This is a genomic window from Nostoc sp. FACHB-280 (genome assembly GCF_014697615.1).
Classification (GTDB): Bacteria; Cyanobacteriota; Cyanobacteriia; order Cyanobacteriales; family Nostocaceae; genus Nostoc_B.
In genome coordinates this window covers 104,519-122,735 of record NZ_JACJSD010000019.1, presented here as the reverse complement: position 1 = coordinate 122,735, position 18,217 = coordinate 104,519, and the positions used below count along the sequence as shown (strand labels likewise).

The 18,217-nt window shown below is 38.5% G+C and carries 13 protein-coding genes, 1 tRNA gene and 2 pseudogenes; 7 read left to right on the top strand and 9 right to left on the bottom strand.

Features of this window, described 5'->3' with window-relative positions; all coding sequences use genetic code 11:
- Window positions 1–204: 204 nt before the first annotated feature.
- The 6 genes and pseudogenes from H6G75_RS15975 to H6G75_RS33940 all read right to left on the bottom strand — a co-directional run.
- Window positions 205–2,616: a CHASE2 domain-containing protein gene (locus tag H6G75_RS15975; protein WP_190981004.1), complete on the bottom strand. Its 2,412-nt coding sequence runs from the start codon at window positions 2,614–2,616 to the stop codon at window positions 205–207.
- Between the two features lie 48 nt (window positions 2,617–2,664).
- Window positions 2,665–3,030 (bottom strand): annotated as a pseudogene (locus H6G75_RS15970) (CHAT domain-containing protein); the annotation flags it as partial.
- Window positions 3,031–3,397: 367 nt separating this feature from the next.
- A complete protein-coding gene (locus H6G75_RS15965; RefSeq protein WP_190981003.1) occupies window positions 3,398–4,744 on the bottom strand; it encodes a DUF1822 family protein in 1,347 nt (448 codons plus the stop codon).
- Window positions 4,741–6,123 (bottom strand): hypothetical protein, encoded by a 1,383-nt coding sequence (locus H6G75_RS15960; RefSeq protein ID WP_190981002.1) that lies wholly within the window; start codon window positions 6,121–6,123, stop codon window positions 4,741–4,743. Before H6G75_RS15960 ends, H6G75_RS15965 begins: the two co-directional genes overlap by 4 nt.
- Before the next feature lie 103 nt (window positions 6,124–6,226).
- Window positions 6,227–6,406 carry a transposase gene (locus H6G75_RS32695; protein WP_277884095.1) on the bottom strand — a complete coding sequence of 60 codons (180 nt, stop codon included), beginning with the start codon at window positions 6,404–6,406 and terminating at the stop codon, window positions 6,227–6,229.
- Window positions 6,407–6,416: 10 nt separating this feature from the next.
- Window positions 6,417–6,503 (bottom strand): annotated as a pseudogene (locus H6G75_RS33940) (hypothetical protein); the annotation flags it as partial.
- Window positions 6,504–6,882: 379 nt separating this feature from the next.
- Between H6G75_RS33940 and H6G75_RS15945 the strand changes: the two are divergent.
- Entirely contained in the window at window positions 6,883–7,635 is a 753-nt protein-coding gene (locus tag H6G75_RS15945; protein WP_190980999.1) for a PEP-CTERM sorting domain-containing protein, read from the top strand.
- A gap of 131 nt (window positions 7,636–7,766) precedes the next feature.
- Here H6G75_RS15945 and H6G75_RS15940 read toward each other — a convergent pair whose 3' ends face one another.
- A complete protein-coding gene (locus H6G75_RS15940) occupies window positions 7,767–8,219 on the bottom strand; it encodes a MerR family transcriptional regulator (protein WP_190980998.1) in 453 nt (150 codons plus the stop codon).
- Between the two features lie 81 nt (window positions 8,220–8,300).
- Between H6G75_RS15940 and cas12k the strand changes: the two genes are divergently transcribed.
- Window positions 8,301–10,220, top strand: a complete 1,920-nt coding sequence (gene cas12k / locus H6G75_RS15935; protein WP_190980997.1) for a type V CRISPR-associated protein Cas12k — start codon at window positions 8,301–8,303, stop codon at window positions 10,218–10,220.
- A gap of 555 nt (window positions 10,221–10,775) precedes the next feature.
- Here the strand turns inward: cas12k and H6G75_RS15930 are convergent.
- Together H6G75_RS15930 and alr are read right to left on the bottom strand one after the other, a co-directional pair.
- Window positions 10,776–10,857, bottom strand: a tRNA-Leu gene (locus H6G75_RS15930).
- A 110-nt stretch (window positions 10,858–10,967) separates the two neighbouring features.
- Window positions 10,968–12,155 carry an alanine racemase gene (alr, locus tag H6G75_RS15925; RefSeq protein WP_190980996.1) on the bottom strand — a complete coding sequence of 396 codons (1,188 nt, stop codon included), beginning with the start codon at window positions 12,153–12,155 and terminating at the stop codon, window positions 10,968–10,970.
- A gap of 379 nt (window positions 12,156–12,534) precedes the next feature.
- Here alr and H6G75_RS15920 point away from each other — a divergent pair, with 379 nt between their 5' ends.
- The 5 genes from H6G75_RS15920 to H6G75_RS15900 all read left to right on the top strand — a co-directional run bounded on the left by H6G75_RS15920 (window position 12,535) and on the right by H6G75_RS15900 (window position 18,168).
- Complete coding sequence (locus H6G75_RS15920; protein WP_062288673.1) at window positions 12,535–13,032, top strand: HNH endonuclease; 498 nt, start codon at window positions 12,535–12,537, stop codon at window positions 13,030–13,032.
- 522 nt (window positions 13,033–13,554) lie between these two features.
- Window positions 13,555–14,844: a bifunctional oligoribonuclease/PAP phosphatase NrnA gene (locus tag H6G75_RS15915; RefSeq protein WP_190980995.1), complete on the top strand. Its 1,290-nt coding sequence runs from the start codon at window positions 13,555–13,557 to the stop codon at window positions 14,842–14,844.
- Window positions 14,845–15,153: 309 nt separating this feature from the next.
- Entirely contained in the window at window positions 15,154–16,311 is a 1,158-nt protein-coding gene (locus tag H6G75_RS15910) for an HNH endonuclease (RefSeq protein ID WP_190980994.1), read from the top strand.
- 113 nt (window positions 16,312–16,424) lie between these two features.
- Window positions 16,425–16,919, top strand: coding sequence for a phosphohistidine phosphatase SixA (gene sixA / locus H6G75_RS15905; RefSeq protein WP_190980993.1), 495 nt, complete (start codon window positions 16,425–16,427; stop codon window positions 16,917–16,919).
- A gap of 112 nt (window positions 16,920–17,031) precedes the next feature.
- Window positions 17,032–18,168, top strand: a complete 1,137-nt coding sequence (locus H6G75_RS15900; RefSeq protein WP_190980992.1) for a citrate synthase — start codon at window positions 17,032–17,034, stop codon at window positions 18,166–18,168.
- The last annotated feature ends 49 nt before the right edge of the window (window positions 18,169–18,217 follow it).

Sequence of the window (18,217 nt, the reverse complement as noted above, 5' to 3'; positions counted from 1 at the left end):
TTAAACCACGCTATAAATGATTGAGTTGATACTTCTTTAGTAGATGAAGATTTTGTTTGACTAGATAAAACAGGTAGATTAGTATAAGTTAGACAGAAGGTGGAAAACAAAAAATAAATTGAAATTAACTTTTTCACAGGAATAGTTTTGTTTAATTTTAAATAATTAATTTGTCTAAACAGTACAAATTGAAGTATTTGCCATTTATTCATTAGCTTTCCTTTTATAAATAGTGGATAAAACGTAATACCATAAAGTAGCAGAAGGTAACAGCAAAGGTAACAAGATAGCAAATGAAGAAATATACAATTGTAAACTTACGAGTCCGTAAAGACCTGTAAAAGAAGTTGGTAATATCAGTAAGTACCAATTAGTACTCTTTCTATTATTTTGCCATAAATACCAGATTTTACTCAAAATGACTGTTAAGACTATTAACCACACCTCAGGAATTGGTACAACTAATCGCCCAGTCAAAAAATGATGTACCATGTAAGCATTATATTCCCCGCCTGTAAACACTTTGCTATCTGGGTGCCAGTACTGAATAGCCAGTGGTAGATTTTCTTGATCATAATTGTCTTCTCCATCAAATGATATACCAGCTTCGTCATAACCGCCTGCAACGATCATGACGACCTGCTGTTGTAGATTTTGTGGTGCTGTTTGACTTTCTAAAAGCTTCCAAGCTGGGATAGAGTCATAAACTTGCTCTGGGGGAATTGAAAAATCAATAATAGGTTTTAAGAAAATTTGGTGGATATTATAACTTAATAAAGTAATTATTTTTTCATGTGAACGCTGGTATTTTATAAATGTTTTATTCGATTGTTTATGAGAAATTAAGAAGTTTTTTACCGTCTGGAAATAATCTGTATTATTGTTTAATTGTGGTAAGGGTGGATTAGAAGTTTGTTGTAGCTGTTTTGCTAAAGCTAATACACTAGCGAAATTCCAAGGCTGTTGAGTTTGAAAATAATTATATGGTAATAATTTTACATACCAAGGATAAGTTGTAACTTCTCCTTCTAAACTCCAATTTAAACTAGCAATCTCAGGTAAGACGCTTTTATCATCATCTGTAATAAAAACAAATAGAGTATGTTTATCAGACTCAACAGCAGATTTAATAGAATTAGCAAGTATTTGATCTGTTTGTGGATGTGGTCTATCTAATAAATAATCAATCCCAATAACTTTAGCTTGATAAGCTGTCAGTTTATTTACTAAACTTGCTAAATATCTACGATCCATTGGTTTAGGGTTAGATATTTTAGCTTTTATAATAGATTCTTCATCAATTGTTACTAATAGTACAGGTGGCTGACTAACCTTCATTGCTAATTGGTTTGTCAATTGACGATACTGAGCTTGTAATAAAATTCGCTGTTGTAATAATAAATTTTGTAATGGTAATATTAAACTTATTACTAATAATGTTCCAATAAAAGCTATCTCTTGAGTAGTAGGTTTAAAAAGTTTAAATAATGATTTTATTCCGTAATTTTTGAGATAAAATAAATCAGCTTCTGGGTGTCCGAATAATGAAGGAATTAAGTAAGCACTAGGATAGGTAAAATGTTTTTCTAGTTTAAAATATTGAGAAGCTGTAATTAAAGATGTATGAATATCTTTATATTCAGACAAGGCTTGAATAAAAGATAAAATAAATTTGCCAGCAACTTGATTATGGATAGGTTCACGCATAATTGCGACTTGGCTTATGCCTAAATCAATCAATTTATCAGCAATACTTAAACCATTACAAGAATTAAACAAAGCAAACCGTAAGCCTTTTTCTTTAGCAATTAGTAATGGGCGTTCTAGCTCACTGACTGATAAAGCCACATTGGGTGCGATCGCTATTTCTCCTCCAGTCAGATTTGTTTCATTACTATGCCCTGCAAATAATAAAATATCCCACCCTAATGTAGAAGTAATTGCTTGGACAATCTTGTTTTTTAACTCAGGAATATTTTCTTGGGGTTGCCAACCAATAAATTCAACTTCTGCTAATTGTTTTAAAGATTTTAATGCCTGCTTTTCTGCTTGAAAATTTAATCCAGTTTCATCACCTAAAATTACTAAAATTCTAGCTTTACCAGAACGATAACGACTTAAAGGTGTAAATGGTCGTGTTCTATTTATTGATGTACGTATAATCCGAATTTTGCTAGATGATAAACCAAAATCTGTGCCAATTTCCCAAACTTCCCAAGGTAATCTTATTAATCCTAGAGAGTTACAACTGATAAAGATATTGATGTAAGAGTTTTCAATGTTTCTGGTCGCCTTAGCAATTTCTGCACGAATCTCATACAACTCTGCACTGCGTAACCATCGATAAAACTCAGATAGAAGTTCTGTTTCTTTTTTAACTAATTCTGAACGCCAATCAATAGAAGGTGCAAGTAAACTACCAACTTCTTCTACTTTCCCTCTCAATGCCGTACTATAAAACCTCAGATAAATGCGCTGCCATTCTTGGTATTTAAAATTTAACTCGTCAGGATAAGCAAGTGTAGTTACAATTTGCTGACCCTGACCCCAAGCTAATTCAAAGGAGCAGAATTTATCAAATTGCTGAATTTTTAAATTAAATTTAGAACCAGCCATAAATCATAACTATTAATAAATGGTAATTAAATACACTTTTAGCTTAAATTACGGCTCTCCGATTAAAGTAAACGCTGTCCAATTTATCGGATTTGGATGCTTTTTCATAGTAATCAGCATAGCATTTCTTAAGGCTACAGCCTGATCATGATTTTTATCCCATTGTCGAAAAAATCTGTCATTAGTTCTGATGTCGGTGAATCGGGAACAGCCCATAGCGAGACAATTACACTTGCATACCAGCAATAATTAAAGAATGAGATAACCCAATTACGCCATCTTACATTGCCCAGTATTGCAAGCACTTAAAACTACTAACTCTGCGTTAATTTTTAAGTTAACAATTTCCGCAGGGGTAAGTAAACCATCATCATTACTAGTAGGTGCAAGGGCGATCGCCGTTGGTATACTCTTATCTGTATGCTCTAAAGTCTTCAAAGCTTCTTGATAATTACCTGTGTTGAACTGCTGAACACCTAAATAGTTGAGTCTTAATACTTCATCCTTTTGTTCTTGAGTTACTGGCTCCTGTGTAGTCAGTATAGGTTGCATATTTCTCCTTGTCTGTGATTCAGCAATGCTTACAGGAAAAGACAGGGATACTATGAAAATGGCAAGAGAGATGGATTTCAAACAATAATGCACAGGGTAAACTATCCTTCAAGCATGGTGAGAGTTTACTTTTATATATCTCTCATACCTGGGGTAGTTATGCAAAATGTTTGATTCTTTAGTATGTTAGTAATTAGAATGCTCGTTTCTAAAAATGTAACCGGAGCAACTAAAGCACTCTCTGAGGGCAGAATGTAAATGGTGGTAAAATTACCTCTATCCCATCCATTAAACTGATACTCACTAAGAACTTTTCATTCCAATTACCCACTACACGTGTAAATAAATAAGCATCTCCTTGCTGTCGGGACACCCCAGTTTCTAATAAAATCCCTGTTTGGTCACTTACCCGTAGTTTTAAATCTCCAGGTAGATTCTGATGAGAAGCTGTACCTAAAATTAGTAACAATGTCCATAAATGTGGCTCTGATTCTGATAATAAATGCCAAGTCACAGCATATAAACGTAGAGGGACTCCTGTTAACAGAAAATCTTGATAAGCACCTCGCGCTTGCACAGGAATTTCTATATGCCGTTGTTGTAACTGAGTCATAATTGACTGAAATTCTTCTGTTGGACTTCGCATTGCTGGTGCTGGTGTCAAATTAGGTAATAAATGCCAAGACAATTCTTGTGCTAATTCATCTAATTCGTCCCATAACCAAAGACCTGCATTTAGTGCTGGCTGAGTTAACAAATTTAGTAAATCTTTTAAGCTGTCTTTAGTTGAATATTTGTGTGATTTTTGCTGCAAACTATCTACCCAATTCACTAATTCTAGGTGGGTTATTACAGCTTTTCCTTGTTCCCAACTCAGAATTTGCCATAATTCGGATTCAGGTGATTCTAATTGGGGTAATAATGTTAACAATTCATTTTGAATATTAGCTAACATTTGAGTGCTAACATTGAGTGATGGTAAAGCAATTGCTTCTGGTTGTAAATAACGCAAGTATAATAATAAGCGGTCTGGCTCATTAATAAATAAACTGGTGGGAATTTGGTAATTCCAGTCTGATGTTGGTTGTAAATGAACTTTTACTTTATATTCTTTTAATTGTTGATAAGTCAAAAAACCAGAAATAATTACTGCATTTTGTTCTTCTAAGACTTCTACTAATACATAAAAATGTGCAGTATATTCTGCTACATCTATGACAACTCTAGGTATAATTATTTGATTATCTGTAAGACTACCAGTTGCTAACAAACAAAGTTTAAATTTATTGACTTGTAAATTGGCAACAGCCGTGATCGCACTTGCTAATCCTGGTTGCATTAGGGTAGATTTTTCATGGTTAATAGTCAGAATATCTAACCTTTCTGTCAACCACTCTTCAAAAGCCAGTAAAGCTAAGGCATGAATATAAATTTGCCATTGTTTAGATAATTTTTTAGTTTTGTTGCTGATTTCTACAGCATGAGCAATTTGTTCATTAGTCAGATTAATTACGGCTGATGGTAATACTTCAAAATCTAGCCGCTCCTGAAATTCGTTAGTTGTTATATTCTTCATATATCCTCATTCATTACATCAAGATAGCGGCAAAGTTTCTCGTTAAATAGACTAGTTTTTATATAATTTTTAGCTGTTTGTGCTTGAGTTTCTGCATCTATAATGACAATTTCAATTTGTTCGTTAATAGCTATTTTAATTTGTTGTTCTAAAATTGTCAGACTCTCTATATTTGAATAGTTTCTAGCTAATTCTAATACCTGTTTACATAATAGATTTAAAAGTTGTTGACTGACTTCAGAACGAAATTCCTTCAGTTTTAAAAGACGAGTAACTGCATCTTGGGCGCGTAACTCTAATCTAGCAGCAATTTCTGTCATTGATAGATTTTGGCAATGAAATAACCGGAGTGCTATTAAAAATTGTTTAGCTTTATCGGCGTTTTTTCTTTGTAATTGATTTATCCGTGATTGTATCACTAAAGCTAAAGCTTGTTCTAAGCAAGCTAAAAATTGGATTCGATATAATTTCAGAAACTCTAATTGTTCATTTTCATTATCTAATATCTCTTTTGTAACAGGATGGCTATCTTTATTCAAAATATCTAAAGGTTCTGTAGGTAAATAAGCACTGCGAATATAAATCCGATATTGTCGCAGTCGTTCAGCAAGTTCTTGCAATTTTGCCATAACAGTCTCAGCCCTAAAAATCTGACCTGTTTTATTTTCCAAGAGCAGCGCAATCTGTTGTAATTGTTCAGTTGTTGGCGTAGTACATTTACCACCTATTCCCCTTGCTCTCTGTTGTAAACGAGCAGACCGATAAATAGTATGATAGCTTTCTAAAAGTTTTTGTGCTTGCTGAATTTCACTTAATGTTAGTGAGTAAAATGCTGTTAGAATCCGTTGTAATTGGTTAGGTTGAGTATCGTTGAGAATTGCCCAGTCACTTATCAAATAAACTCCACACCCTAAGAGAAATTGATTCATTTCTGAATCATGTTTAACTTTAGTATGTGTCCAAGTTTTTAGACTGCTTTGTTGTGGATCAAAACTTTGTAAAATTTTTCTAGAAAGGCACTGATAATTATTAACAGGTTTTAAACTACCATCATCATCTAATACATAAGGTAATAAATCAGCACAAGTAAAACCATGAATAACCCCAAAATTTTGTTCCAACTGCCAGCACACTTGTTCAATCTGCCACGATATAAAACACAGTAGACAACGTTGAGCTAATAAGTATCTATCAGTAGGCGCATCCCGTGATAATTGCAGTAGTTTTAGTTGAATTTCTATATCTGAATGCTCTCCTTTGTCTGTAACCTCTGGGAATACCTCAGCAAAAAACTCCTTAGCTGGAATGATTTCCTGAACCTGCCGCCGTCCCGCTCCATCAATTTTTACAAGTTGCCAATATCGTGATGCCACACCCATAAGTATTTGCGTTTCAACCATCAACAGCAGTATCGCCTGACATTGATTCTTAATTCTAGGCTTACTTACCTTATGCAATGTTCACTCAGGCAAATTGACGAACCTATCCCACTAATAAAATTCTGTTAATCCAGATATGAATTGTGGCTAGAGAAAGAAAAGCATTAGAGTGATCCGGTACTACTAGCTCAATTCCCATGAGCATGAACAGCGATTCTAAAAACCCCTCTGCTTGTCGCCCTAGTAAATGAAACACCGTAGAAAATTGTTCCCATTGTTGCAATCGCCGTATCAGAGTAATAATTCGATGCTCCCTTTCTTCCTGTTTTTTGCTGGTTGTGCCACTGCTCGATTACTTCTTCGTTCACCCAGAAAGTTATACTGCCTCGAAGCTAGAGGGAAGCATCATAGGCGTTCCAATTCTTAACTTTGTCCTGGGCTTTCGTCTTTATCTCTGGGCGCTTGCGGTGAGCAAACATCGGCGATAGGTAAAATTTACCATTTTGTCTATTCACGCAACAACGCCATCTGGAACTGCTAGTTCAATCCCCATGAGCATGAATAGTGATTATAAAAACCCCTCTGCTTGCCGCCCTGGATGGGAGCGAATTTCTTCCTGCTTTAATATTTCGGACAAGTCTATTTGTTCTGTGGTAAGATGACATCACAGACACCTCAGCAATTTATACAGGCGAAGTAGGACGCACCTACGCTTTCTACAGCGTCGCCACCGATAACTGTGATGTCTTCACTTTGACAGTGGCTAACACTAATGATGCACCAACATTGGGTAATGCGATCGCCGATCAAGCTGCAACCGAAGATGCAGAGTTTAGCTTTACTATCCCTGCAAATACCTTTAATTACGTTGATGCAGACGATAGCCTTACCTACTCTGTAACTTTAGAAAATGGTGCAGTTTTACCAAATTGGTTAAGCTTCAACGCCACTACCCGCACGTTTAACGGTACACCAACCAACAGCGAAGTTGGTTCACTCAACATTCAAGTAACAGCAACTGATAATTCTGGAGCAAGTATTAGTGATGTCTTCACCTTAACAGTCACTAATAATCCTGCTAGTCAGCCAAATGAAATTATTGGTACATCAGGACGTGATGTTTTAATTGGCACTAACAACAGCGATCGCATTATTGGTTTCCAAGGTGCAGATACACTCACAGGCGGCGACGGTAATGACGAATTTGTTTACACTAGCATCCGCGATCGCGCTTTTGTAGCCATTAGCAACTCAGTTATCACTTTAACTGGAAGTTCCCCTTTGAGCTATACATTTGCCACATCTGGCATCTACAACATTGGTATTGGTAACATTGGTATTGGTATTGTTGATGTGGATGACACTGTTGGCTCATCAATATTGTCGTTAACAAATGCTTCAGTGACAAATACGAATCCTCAACCAGTACCTGAACCTTTAACTATCCTGGGTTCTATTTTGGCTGGCGGGATTGGAGTTATGTTAAAAAGAAAACATACAAAACAAGCTTAATGAGTAATGAGATTAGCAAAAATTATCCTTATATTTGCTAATTTCTCGATTTGAGTTTAACAGCTAAGGATAAAAGCGATCGCCTCCAGCTAACCTTGATTATCGGCTGTGGCGATCGCTCTTAGCATTGCTCAACTACTAAAGCTTTTGAGATTTTCTCTTAATTGTTGATGAATGCGATCGCACCAAAAAGGAATCACAGTTTTTCCCTGACAAAGAGCTTCTAGCGCCACTTTCTTGTCAAACTCTGCCAATTGTAAAGGTTGTTCAGGCGATCGCGTCGGTAATAACATTAGCTGCTTCATCTTTTCTTCTGGAACAGACTCATCAAATAACCAAGGTTCATTTTTCCGCAGTGTTTCCAATGCTGCATGGCAAACCTCAAAATTTAAACCAATTGACAGCAACTGCTCCATTACTGTTAATGCCAGTAGATCAGCTTTAGAGTAGTAAACATTACGACCTTTGCCACTACTGTTAACAGTAGGTACTATAACTCCCTTCTCTCGCCAATACTGTAACTGGCGGCGAGAGCAATGAGTAATTTCTGATGCTTCTGTGCTTGTGTAAAACTTTCCTTCCATAAGAATCATCCTATAGAAGCATCTCTTAAAACACATAATATTTTTAGATAACATAATGTGTTTTTGTGATATTTTATTTTTATGAGCCAAATCACTATTCAATGTCGCCTAATTGCTAGTGAGTCTACCCGTCAACAACTCTGGAAGTTGATGGCAAAATTAAACACACCTTTAATTAACGAACTGCTTCAACAGCTTAGTAAAAATCCAGATTTTGAGAAGTGGCAAAAAAATGGCACACTGCCCTCAACAGTTGTTAACCAACTTTGCCAATCCTTGAAAACTGACCCTCGTTTTGTCGGACAGCCAAGCCGTTTGTATTTATCTGCAATCCATGTTGTGGATTACATTTACAAATCTTGGTTAGCTATTCAAAAACGGCTACAGCAGCAGCTTGACGGCAAAATACGCTGGCTAGAAATACTCAACAGCGATGCTGAATTAGTAAAAATTAGTGGTTGCAGTTTAGAGGCTATTCGTACCAAAGCTGCTGAAATTTTGGCAATAGCTACGCCAGAATCTGAGCCTAATCCTCCTGTAGCTAAAAGAGGAAAGGCAAAGAAATCAAAAAAGTTATCTGCTTCAAATACTGACCGGAGTTTAGCTAATAAATTATTTGATGCTTATCAAGAAACTGACGACATACTCAGTCGTAGTGCTATTAGCTATCTCCTGAAAAATGGCTGCAAACTCAATAATAAAGAAGAAGACCCAGAAAAATTTGCCAAACGCCGCCGTAAATTAGAAATCCAAATTCAAAGACTCACAGAAAAACTAACCAGTCGAATTCCTAAAGGTCGGGACTTAACCAATGTTAAATGGTTAGAAACACTTTTTACTGCTACAACAACTGTTCCAGAAGACAATGCCGAAGCTAAACGCTGGCAAGATATTTTGTTAACTCAGTCAAGTTCTCTGCCATTTCCCTTGATTTTTGAAACGAACGAAGACCTTGTTTGGTCAACAAACAACAAAGGTAGGCTGTGTGTTCACTTCAACGGCTTGAGTGATTTAACTTTTGAAGTTTACTGCGATCGCCGCCAATTACATTGGTTTAAAAGGTTCTTAGAAGACCAACAGACGAAACGCCAAAGCAGACATCAACATTCTAGCGGTTTATTCACTCTCAGAAATGGTCGTTTAGCTTGGCAAGAAGGTGAAGGTAAAGGTGAACCTTGGCAAATTAACCGATTGACCCTTTATTGCTGTGTAGACAATCGCCTGTGGAGTGCTGAAGGAACAGAACAAGTTCGCCAAGAGAAAGCACAAGAGATTACCAAATTCATCACCAAGATGAAAGAAAAGACAGACCTGAGTATTACTCAGCAAGCTTTTATTCAGCGTAAACAATCTACACTAACTCGCATAAATAATTCCTTCGAGCGTCCTAGTAAACCCCTGTACCAAGGTCAATCACACATATTGGTAGGAGTAAGCTTAGGGTTAGAAAAACCTGCAACTATAGCCGTAGTAGATGCGCTTGCAGGTAAAGTTATAGCTTACCGGAGTATCCGCCAGTTACTTGGCGACAATTACGAACTCCTGAATCGTCAAAGACGACAACAGCGATCGCTATCCCATGAACGCCATAAAGCACAAAAAAGTTTTTCTCCTAATCAATTTGGAAAATCTGAGTTAGGACAATATGTGGACAGATTATTGGCTAAAGAAATTGTCGCGATCGCGCAAACTTACAAAGCAGACAGTATTGTTTTACCCAAGCTAGGGGATATGCGAGATATTCTCCAAAGTGAAATTCAAGCCATAGCTGAAACAAAATGTCCTGGCTCCGTAGAAATCCAGCAACAATACGCCAAACAGTATAGAATCAATATCCATTCATGGAGCTATGGCAGATTAATTCAGAGTATTCAAAGTAAAGCTGCTCAGACAGGAATTGTGATTGAGGAAGGTAAACAACCTGTTCGTGGCAGTCCCCAGGAAAAAGCAAAAGAATTAGCCTTGTGTGCTTATAATCTCCGCCTAACTAAGCGAAGTTGACAAATATCTGAACCTTGATAATGGAATAATATTTAATAGCGCCGCAGTTCATGCTGCTTGCAACCTCTGAACTGTGTTAAATGAGGGTTAGTTTGACTGTAGCAATCAGGTACTGGGTGGGTTGAAAGAAAGCAGGTAAGCAAGAGTTGCTTAAATTGCCCACGTGGCAACAACCCTCCAGGTACTGGGTGGGTTGAAAGTAGTATATATGAACGCCCACTTGCTGCGATTTAGGTGGCAACAACCCTCCAGGTACTGGGTGGGTTTCAAAATCTTTTAAACCGAGATTAGTTTTGGGTTTTAGTAACTATTAAATTTAGGGGTGGGTTGAAAGCAAGTCCTTTCATCCGCTTGTTTTAATTACTTTGTATAATAATTGCAGAGCATATTATATTATTGATGACATTTAATTTGTCATCAATTAATTAAGAAACGCTAATGGGTTACGACGACAATTAAATAGTCACAATGACATTAATTTGTCACCGATGACAAACAATGTGTCACTGTACAGATTCCCCTGAAACCTTTTATTTATAGCTTTTTTACACTTAGTGCGGATGAAAGGACTTGAACCTTCACTCCTCTCGGAACTAGAACCTAAATCTAGCGCGTCTGCCAATTCCGCCACATCCGCATCAGTCAACTATCCTAGTATAGCATATTCTTCCAGGAAGAGAAACACTAAAAGGATGAAGTTTAAATAATTAATTATGTATACTTCACCCTCATAGACTAGCAAGGAAACTAGATAACTCCCACACGTGGTAGGCGATGCTTGAACCCACACAGAATTTCCCAAGAAATTGTATTTAATTGTGCAGCCCAATCATCAGCGGTGATTTGTTCTTTTCCCTGGTCGCCTAGTAAGGTAACAATTTCCCCTTCTTGAATCTCAGGAAGCTGGCTAATATCAATCATTAACTGATCCATTGTAATTGCCCCAATTTGCTGCACTCGCTGACCACGTAACAGCACTTGCATCTTGTTAGAAAGGTTACGTGGTACACCATCCGCATAACCAATAGCCACAACAGCAATACGCATTTCTCTATCAGCCACAAATTGATGACCATAGCTAACACCAGTTCCAGGCGCGATAGTTTTCACCTGGGTAACTCGTGCTTTTACCTGTAACACAGGCTTTAAGTTAATCTTGCGTTGTAAATGTGGTGCAGGCGCAAGACCGTAAACCCCTAAACCCACTCTGACCATATCGTAGTGCAGTTGGGAATCTGCAAGAGTGGCGGCGGTGTTGGCTAAGTGCAAGCTCGGAATTTTGATGCCGATTTTTTGAATTTGGGCGATCGCCGTTTTAAATCTGCTATGCTGTTCTGCCATGATTGCCGGATCAGGACTATCCGCAGTAGCTAAGTGGGAATAAACACTGGCAATTTTCAAATGCGGTAAGCGTTCTACTAACTGCACAAACTCGGCTGCTGCTTGCCAATTCGTCCCTAACCGAGACATTCCTGTGTCCAATTTAATATGTACAGGTACAGGAGAACCGTAGTTAATTGCTTCTAAAATATTGGAAAAAATTAAAGCTTGTTTAGGACTGCACAATGTTGGTTGGAGTTTCCAATGGGCGATCGCATGAATTTGTTCTGGGGTCTGGGTTGCCCCTAAAATCAATATGGGAGCTTGTATCCCGGCTTCTCGTAATTGAATCCCTTCAGGAACTGTCGCCACCCCTAACCAACTCGCCCCCGATTGTAATGCTGTTTGCGCGACTGTAACTGCACCATGCCCATAAGCATCAGCTTTTACTACCGCCATCAACTGAGTACGTGGTGATAACAACTGCTTTATTTGCTTGACATTGTGTGACAACGCCTCTAGGTCAATTTCTACCCAAGCACGCTGGGAAAACCACGCATAGGTGTCACACTGTTGATTAGATGCACTACCAGTCATTTGATCACGACTCAGCATATTTCTGTTCTCCTATCACACCACCACTAATAGATATTCATACTCATATAAACTACTTCCGTGTTAATTGAAAAGTTTTTCTGAAGACGAATTCAATATTAGGTATGAAATATTTGAGTTTGGGGAAGATCATCAACCTCAGTTAATAAAAATTTACAAGTATTGCTTAATACCTCAAATACCTTACCAAATCGAGGTTGAACTTGAAATTTCCCATAACTATTGAGCAGTACAAGTTAACTTTTTCGGCTGGCAAGTCCAGATTTCTGATTAAATACACCAATTATTCAATTATTCCGGAAGTATAATTTATTCTCATCTCCCAAGGAGAAGAGAATCGTGTTAATATATGTAAAACTAATACCTTGAGCGTTAATCAATGGGGAAGGTTTTAGTCTTAAACGCCTCTTACGAACCGCTCAATATTACGAGCTGGCGACGTGCTGCGGTTTTGTTAATTAAAGGCAAGGCAGAACGAGTCGAACACAATGGCAGACTACTCTACGCGGGTTTCCCATTGCCAACGGTGATCCGCTTACGCCATTACGTGCGTGTTCCCTATAAGGAAATGCCTCTGACTCGTCGAAACCTCTTGCACCGCGATGGTCACACTTGTCAATATTGCGGCTATACAGGGGATGAGTTGACGTTAGACCATGTCATACCGCGATCGCGTGGTGGCGGCGATACTTGGGAAAACATCGTCACGGCTTGTGTCCGTTGCAATGTGAAAAAAGGCAATCGCACACCGCAAGAAGCCCACATGCTGCTGCGTCATCTACCCCGCCAACCTTACAGCAGCCTCTATTTTGAGGTTAGTAAGCATCTTAAAAGTGGACTGCATCAAGAGTGGCAAAAATATGTGATAGGTCTTTGACACTAACAACTCCACCCTAAATTGACACAGCCACAACGACCTGTGGTCGGTATGATGGTTTTGTCTGAGTTGGGGCAACAATAGGTTAGGTGCTGACATACTACTTATGACTGGTGTGGCATCCTTATAAGGATTGCAGCTGCTCAGGGGAATGACCCAACAGTAGCTGTGCGAGTAGTGTGCTGGCATCTGCCTAAATAATTCAACAGTCTTTTATTGTATATCCATAAACCGAAAAAAGCTAGACTTGCGTCAAAAATTCTCTCTAACTGAGAGAATGGTCTAGGGAAGGGAAAAATTAGAGTTTGATCACAAAACTGAAACCTTGATTTTCTGCCGTTATATGTAATTTGGCAGAACTTCATAAAATTTTGCCGGGTTATCTTGACAAAAAATACACCAAGATACGTATCCCAAGTATTCTATATTTTTGCGAAGATCAAGATGTGTGGCTAAATCAGTAAAACCCTGATTGTAACTTTCTCAATCAATCCAGCCTCACACTTAACAAAGATGTTTTCTATGCAACTAAATTCTTCCTTGAAGCAGTCAGAGAGTTTTTCATTGACCACAGAACCCAATCCAGAAGATGCTGAGGTAGACCACCAAGAAGTAGTAGAACTACCTCTGAATCGGCCATCCTTAACAGCATCTACCAGCGATGGGGTAAGTGTTTATCTGAGTCAACGTAACAATTCCTTAGCCTTTCAAAAAGCAGAGGAACTGCAAAAAACATTATTAGCGCATAGACATGAGCGCCAGCTAATTATTTTGCAGGATTTTCCTGACCCTGATGCGCTTTCCTGTGCTTGGGCTTACCAGCTAATCGCTCAACAATATGATATTAAGTGTGAAATTATTTATGCTGGGACATTAAGCCATCAAGAAAATATCGCCTTAGTCAAGCTGACAAATTTACCTGCACAGCGTTGGACACCGCAAAATGTCAAATCTAAAGATTTGTCATGTTATCAAGGTTTTGTACTCATTGATAACCAGGGAACCACCAGTCAGTTATTAGCTACTATACAGCAGTCAGGAATGCCCTTAGTAGCAGTGATTGACCATCACAGCTTACAATCGGAACTCAAATCAGAGTTTCTTGATGTTCGTCCTTACGTACGAGCGACAGCAACTATTTTTACTCAGTATTTACAATCTGGGTTACTCGCTTTAGACAGCAGCATTAGCCAACACGTTAAATGTGCCACAGCCTTAATGCACGGCTTGCGATCAGATACAAATCGCCTGATGCAAGCACAAGAAGAAGATTTTATGGCGGCTGCTTACCTGAGTCGATTTTATGATGCTCAACTATTAAATGCGATTCTTCAAGCGAACCGTTCTAAGCGGGTGATGGATGTAATTGAGCGATCGCTCAAAAACCGCATTGTCCAGAATAACTTTTCCATCGCTGGTGTTGGTTATCTGCGTTACGATGACCGCGATGCGATTCCCCAAGCAGCTGATTTCTTAGTCACAGAAGAAAACGTCCATACTGCCGTAGTTTACGGTATCGTTCATGATGAAGACGATGAACTTGAAGTTGTCATTGGTTCCCTGAGAACCACCAAACTCACCCTCGACCCCGATGAATTTATCAAAGAAGCCTTTGGTCAAGACAGCACCGGACGCTTTTTTGGCGGTGGTAGAACCAGTGCGGGTGGTTTTGAAATTCCAATGGGGTTCCTCTCAGGTAGTAACGAAAATCCAGCCTACGCCAAGATGAAATGGGAAGTTTTTGACGCTCAGATTAAGCAAAAATTACTGAAGTTAGTTAACCCTAAAGATAACCCCATTCAGTCAGAGTAAATCTTGCAATTGAAGGCAAAGGATAAAGTTTAACTGATTTTAAATTAGCAGCCAGAAATTTATTTCTTGGCTGTTTATTTACTATATAAATTTAAATTTGTGAATTATAGGTATACATAATAATTCTTGCATGAAGGTTAGAAAACAAAAATTTTAAGCCTCATGCAAAGGCGCAAAGACGCAAAGAGTTATGGAAATACTCAAGTAGCCGGATGAAATTAAGCATAAAACATAGTAAATATACGGCTTGCGGTTAGTATATTTAATGACTAATATTATGACTGTCATAATTAGCCAATTATATCTTTGATGGAAACTCTAATTTTCTTATGCTACCGTGAAGCTGAATATCACAGTAAACAAATAATTAGGGATAGTAAGAAACTTTTTGGCTTAATAAAATCTGAAATTTCTTCAGGCAATTCCTACATACTGTCGTGTAATTGCTGGAATTCTAGATTTATACAAGTTGGAGATAGAGTCTATCTTCAAAGAAGCGGAAATGTTGGCAATGAACCCAGCGGATTTATTGCTTCTGGTTATGTCATCGCTGCACCAAAAAACAAACAGTTAAAATTTTTAGACAGTAAATATTCAGAGTTAAGCGAAGCATACTCAGATGCTTACTATGAAGGTTTTTTTGTTGATATCAAAATAGATACAGTTGTTGACTTTGATTTTCCTCTACAACAAAAACACATAGAAGAATTATCTCAATTTCAAGGAGTAAATTTATATTTTGTGCGAGGTGGTTCTAGATATAATAGTCAAGCTGCTCCTTTTTTAGAATTAGTATGGAAACAGCATACACTCATGCAGCAAAGTTTAGGTAACGGAAGAAGACTAGTTGATGTCTTTGTTGAACGAGGCGATGCTTTCAAGCAAAATAAGGAATATCATGCTGCAATTAAAGAATATAAATCAGCCTTACAAGTTGATCCAAAAGATGCTGAAGTAATTGATAAAATAGAGTTTTGTAAATCAAAGATAAAAAATCTAGTGCCAGATGAGAGTAAATTAATAAGTGCTAGAGAAAAGCTTGAGAAAGAAAAATTCTTGACTTTTAAAAGTTATGCAGAGGCTTGCGAAAAAACTACTGTGTCAATTGCTAGAAGACAAGGACAACAAAAGTTTCGTCAGTCTCTGCTAGAAGCTTATTCTGGCAAATGTGCAATTACCAATTTTGATGCAGAAGCCGCACTCGAAGCCGCTCATATAATTCCTTATATTGAAACAGAAAATAATGAGCTATCAAATGGTTTGTTATTACGTGCAGATTTACATACCTTATTTGACTTAAATCTGATTACTATTGATCCAGAAACACTGAAGGTTTATATTCACCCTAATTTGCACAAAACTGAATATCACACAATTGATGGCAAAGAACTACAAGTTCCACAGGATGAAATGTGCCGTCCCAACAAACAGTTTTTGAAACAGAGATTTGAGCAGTGTCAATGGTGAGAAGTTTTGTAGTGCGATCGCCAACACTACTGCACTTGTAGTATTCAAGAATAATTAGGATATGTTAAATAACATCAAGCGTAAATCCTAACTCAGCACTCAGGGCTATTATTGTGGAACTGTATCTGATTCGTCATGGCATCGCACAAGAGCGACAGGCTGGCATTAAAGATGAGGAAAGAGAACTCACTAAAGAAGGCAGGCAAAAAACCGAGAAAGTTGCCCAGCGTCTGCTCAAGCTGGATTTACGATTTGATTTGATAGTCACCAGTCCTCTAGTCCGCGCTCGTCAAACAGCAGAAATTCTTGTCGCCACCGGACTCAGTTCACAATTAGAAGAATCTTCTCACCTCGCTCCTGGTGGTCATCTTTCCAGTTGGTTAGTTTACTGGTTAGAACCGAAAAATTATTCGCCAAATACCCAACTTGCCTTGGTTGGTCATGAACCTGATTTAAGCAACTGGGCAGAAATTCTCCTTTGGGGAGAAGTCAAAGGCTGCTTAGTCTTGAAAAAAGCAGGTATGATCGGAGTAAAACTGCCAGAAGCAGGAGCTATTGTGGGTCGTAGTCAAATGTTCTGGTTGACACCACCCAAGTACTTGCTATAACAGTTTTTCAACTCTTCTCGAAGAATTGTTGTGATAGCGACTACTGTTATGGCGAAACTAATTTCTGGTAAGTTAGCGTGATCGAATATTTCACAAAGCAAATGGTGTTGCCATGATGGTGTGCGAATACAAGCCTGGATTAGAAGGCATTCCCGCAGCCCAATCGAGTATCAGCTACGTAGATGGGCAGAAGGGAATACTAGAATATCGTGGCATCCGGATTGAGGAATTAGCAGCCAAAAGTACCTTTCTCGAAACTGCTTATCTCCTGATCTGGGGTGAATTGCCAAGTAAAGAAGAACTCAAAGCGTTTGAGGAAGAAGTTCGTCTCCACAGGCGGATTAAATACCGGATTCGGGACATGATGAAATGCTTCCCGGAAAGCGGTCATCCAATGGATGCTCTGCAAGCCTCGGCGGCGGCTTTAGGCTTGTTTTACTCCCTGCGCGATTTGCATAACCCTGCCTACATTCGAGATTCAGTTGTGCGCTTGATAGCAACTATCCCCACAATGGTGGCAGCATTCCAGTTGATGCGTAAGGGTAATGACCCTGTAAAGCCCCGTGATGACCTAGATTATTCCGCCAATTTTCTCTACATGCTCCACGAGAAAGAACCGGATGCTTTGGCGGCAAAAATCTTTGACATCTGCTTAATTCTGCACGTTGAGCATACAATGAATGCTTCGACCTTTAGTGCTAGGGTAACAGCTTCGACCTTGACTGACCCTTATGCTGTAGTAGCTAGTGCTGTGGGAACCTTGGGCGGCCCTTTACACGGTGGAGCCAACGAAGAAGTCATTCAGATGTTGGAAGAAATCGGCTCAGTCGAAAACGTCCGTCCTTATGTTGAGGAGCGCCTACAAAACAAACAAAAACTGATGGGCTTTGGACATCGCGTCTACAAAGTCAAAGACCCACGCGCTATTATTCTCCAAGAGCTTGCCGAGCAACTGTTTGACAAGTTTGGGGGAGATAAATACTACGAAATTGCCCAAGAAATGGAACGGGTAGTCGAGGAAAAACTCGGTCATAAAGGCATCTACCCCAACGTTGACTTTTACTCTGGTTTGGTGTATAGGAAGATGGGCATTCCTACAGACTTGTTTACACCAATATTTGCGATCGCCCGCGTTGCTGGTTGGTTAGCTCACTGGAAAGAACAACTAGCAGAAAACCGGATTTTCCGTCCCACCCAAGTTTATAACGGTAAACACGAAGTTCCTTACACCCCGCTCGACCAACGTTAACTAGCCGTGTGACCGTTAAGAAAGCATCTACCTGCAAGTAAAAATATCA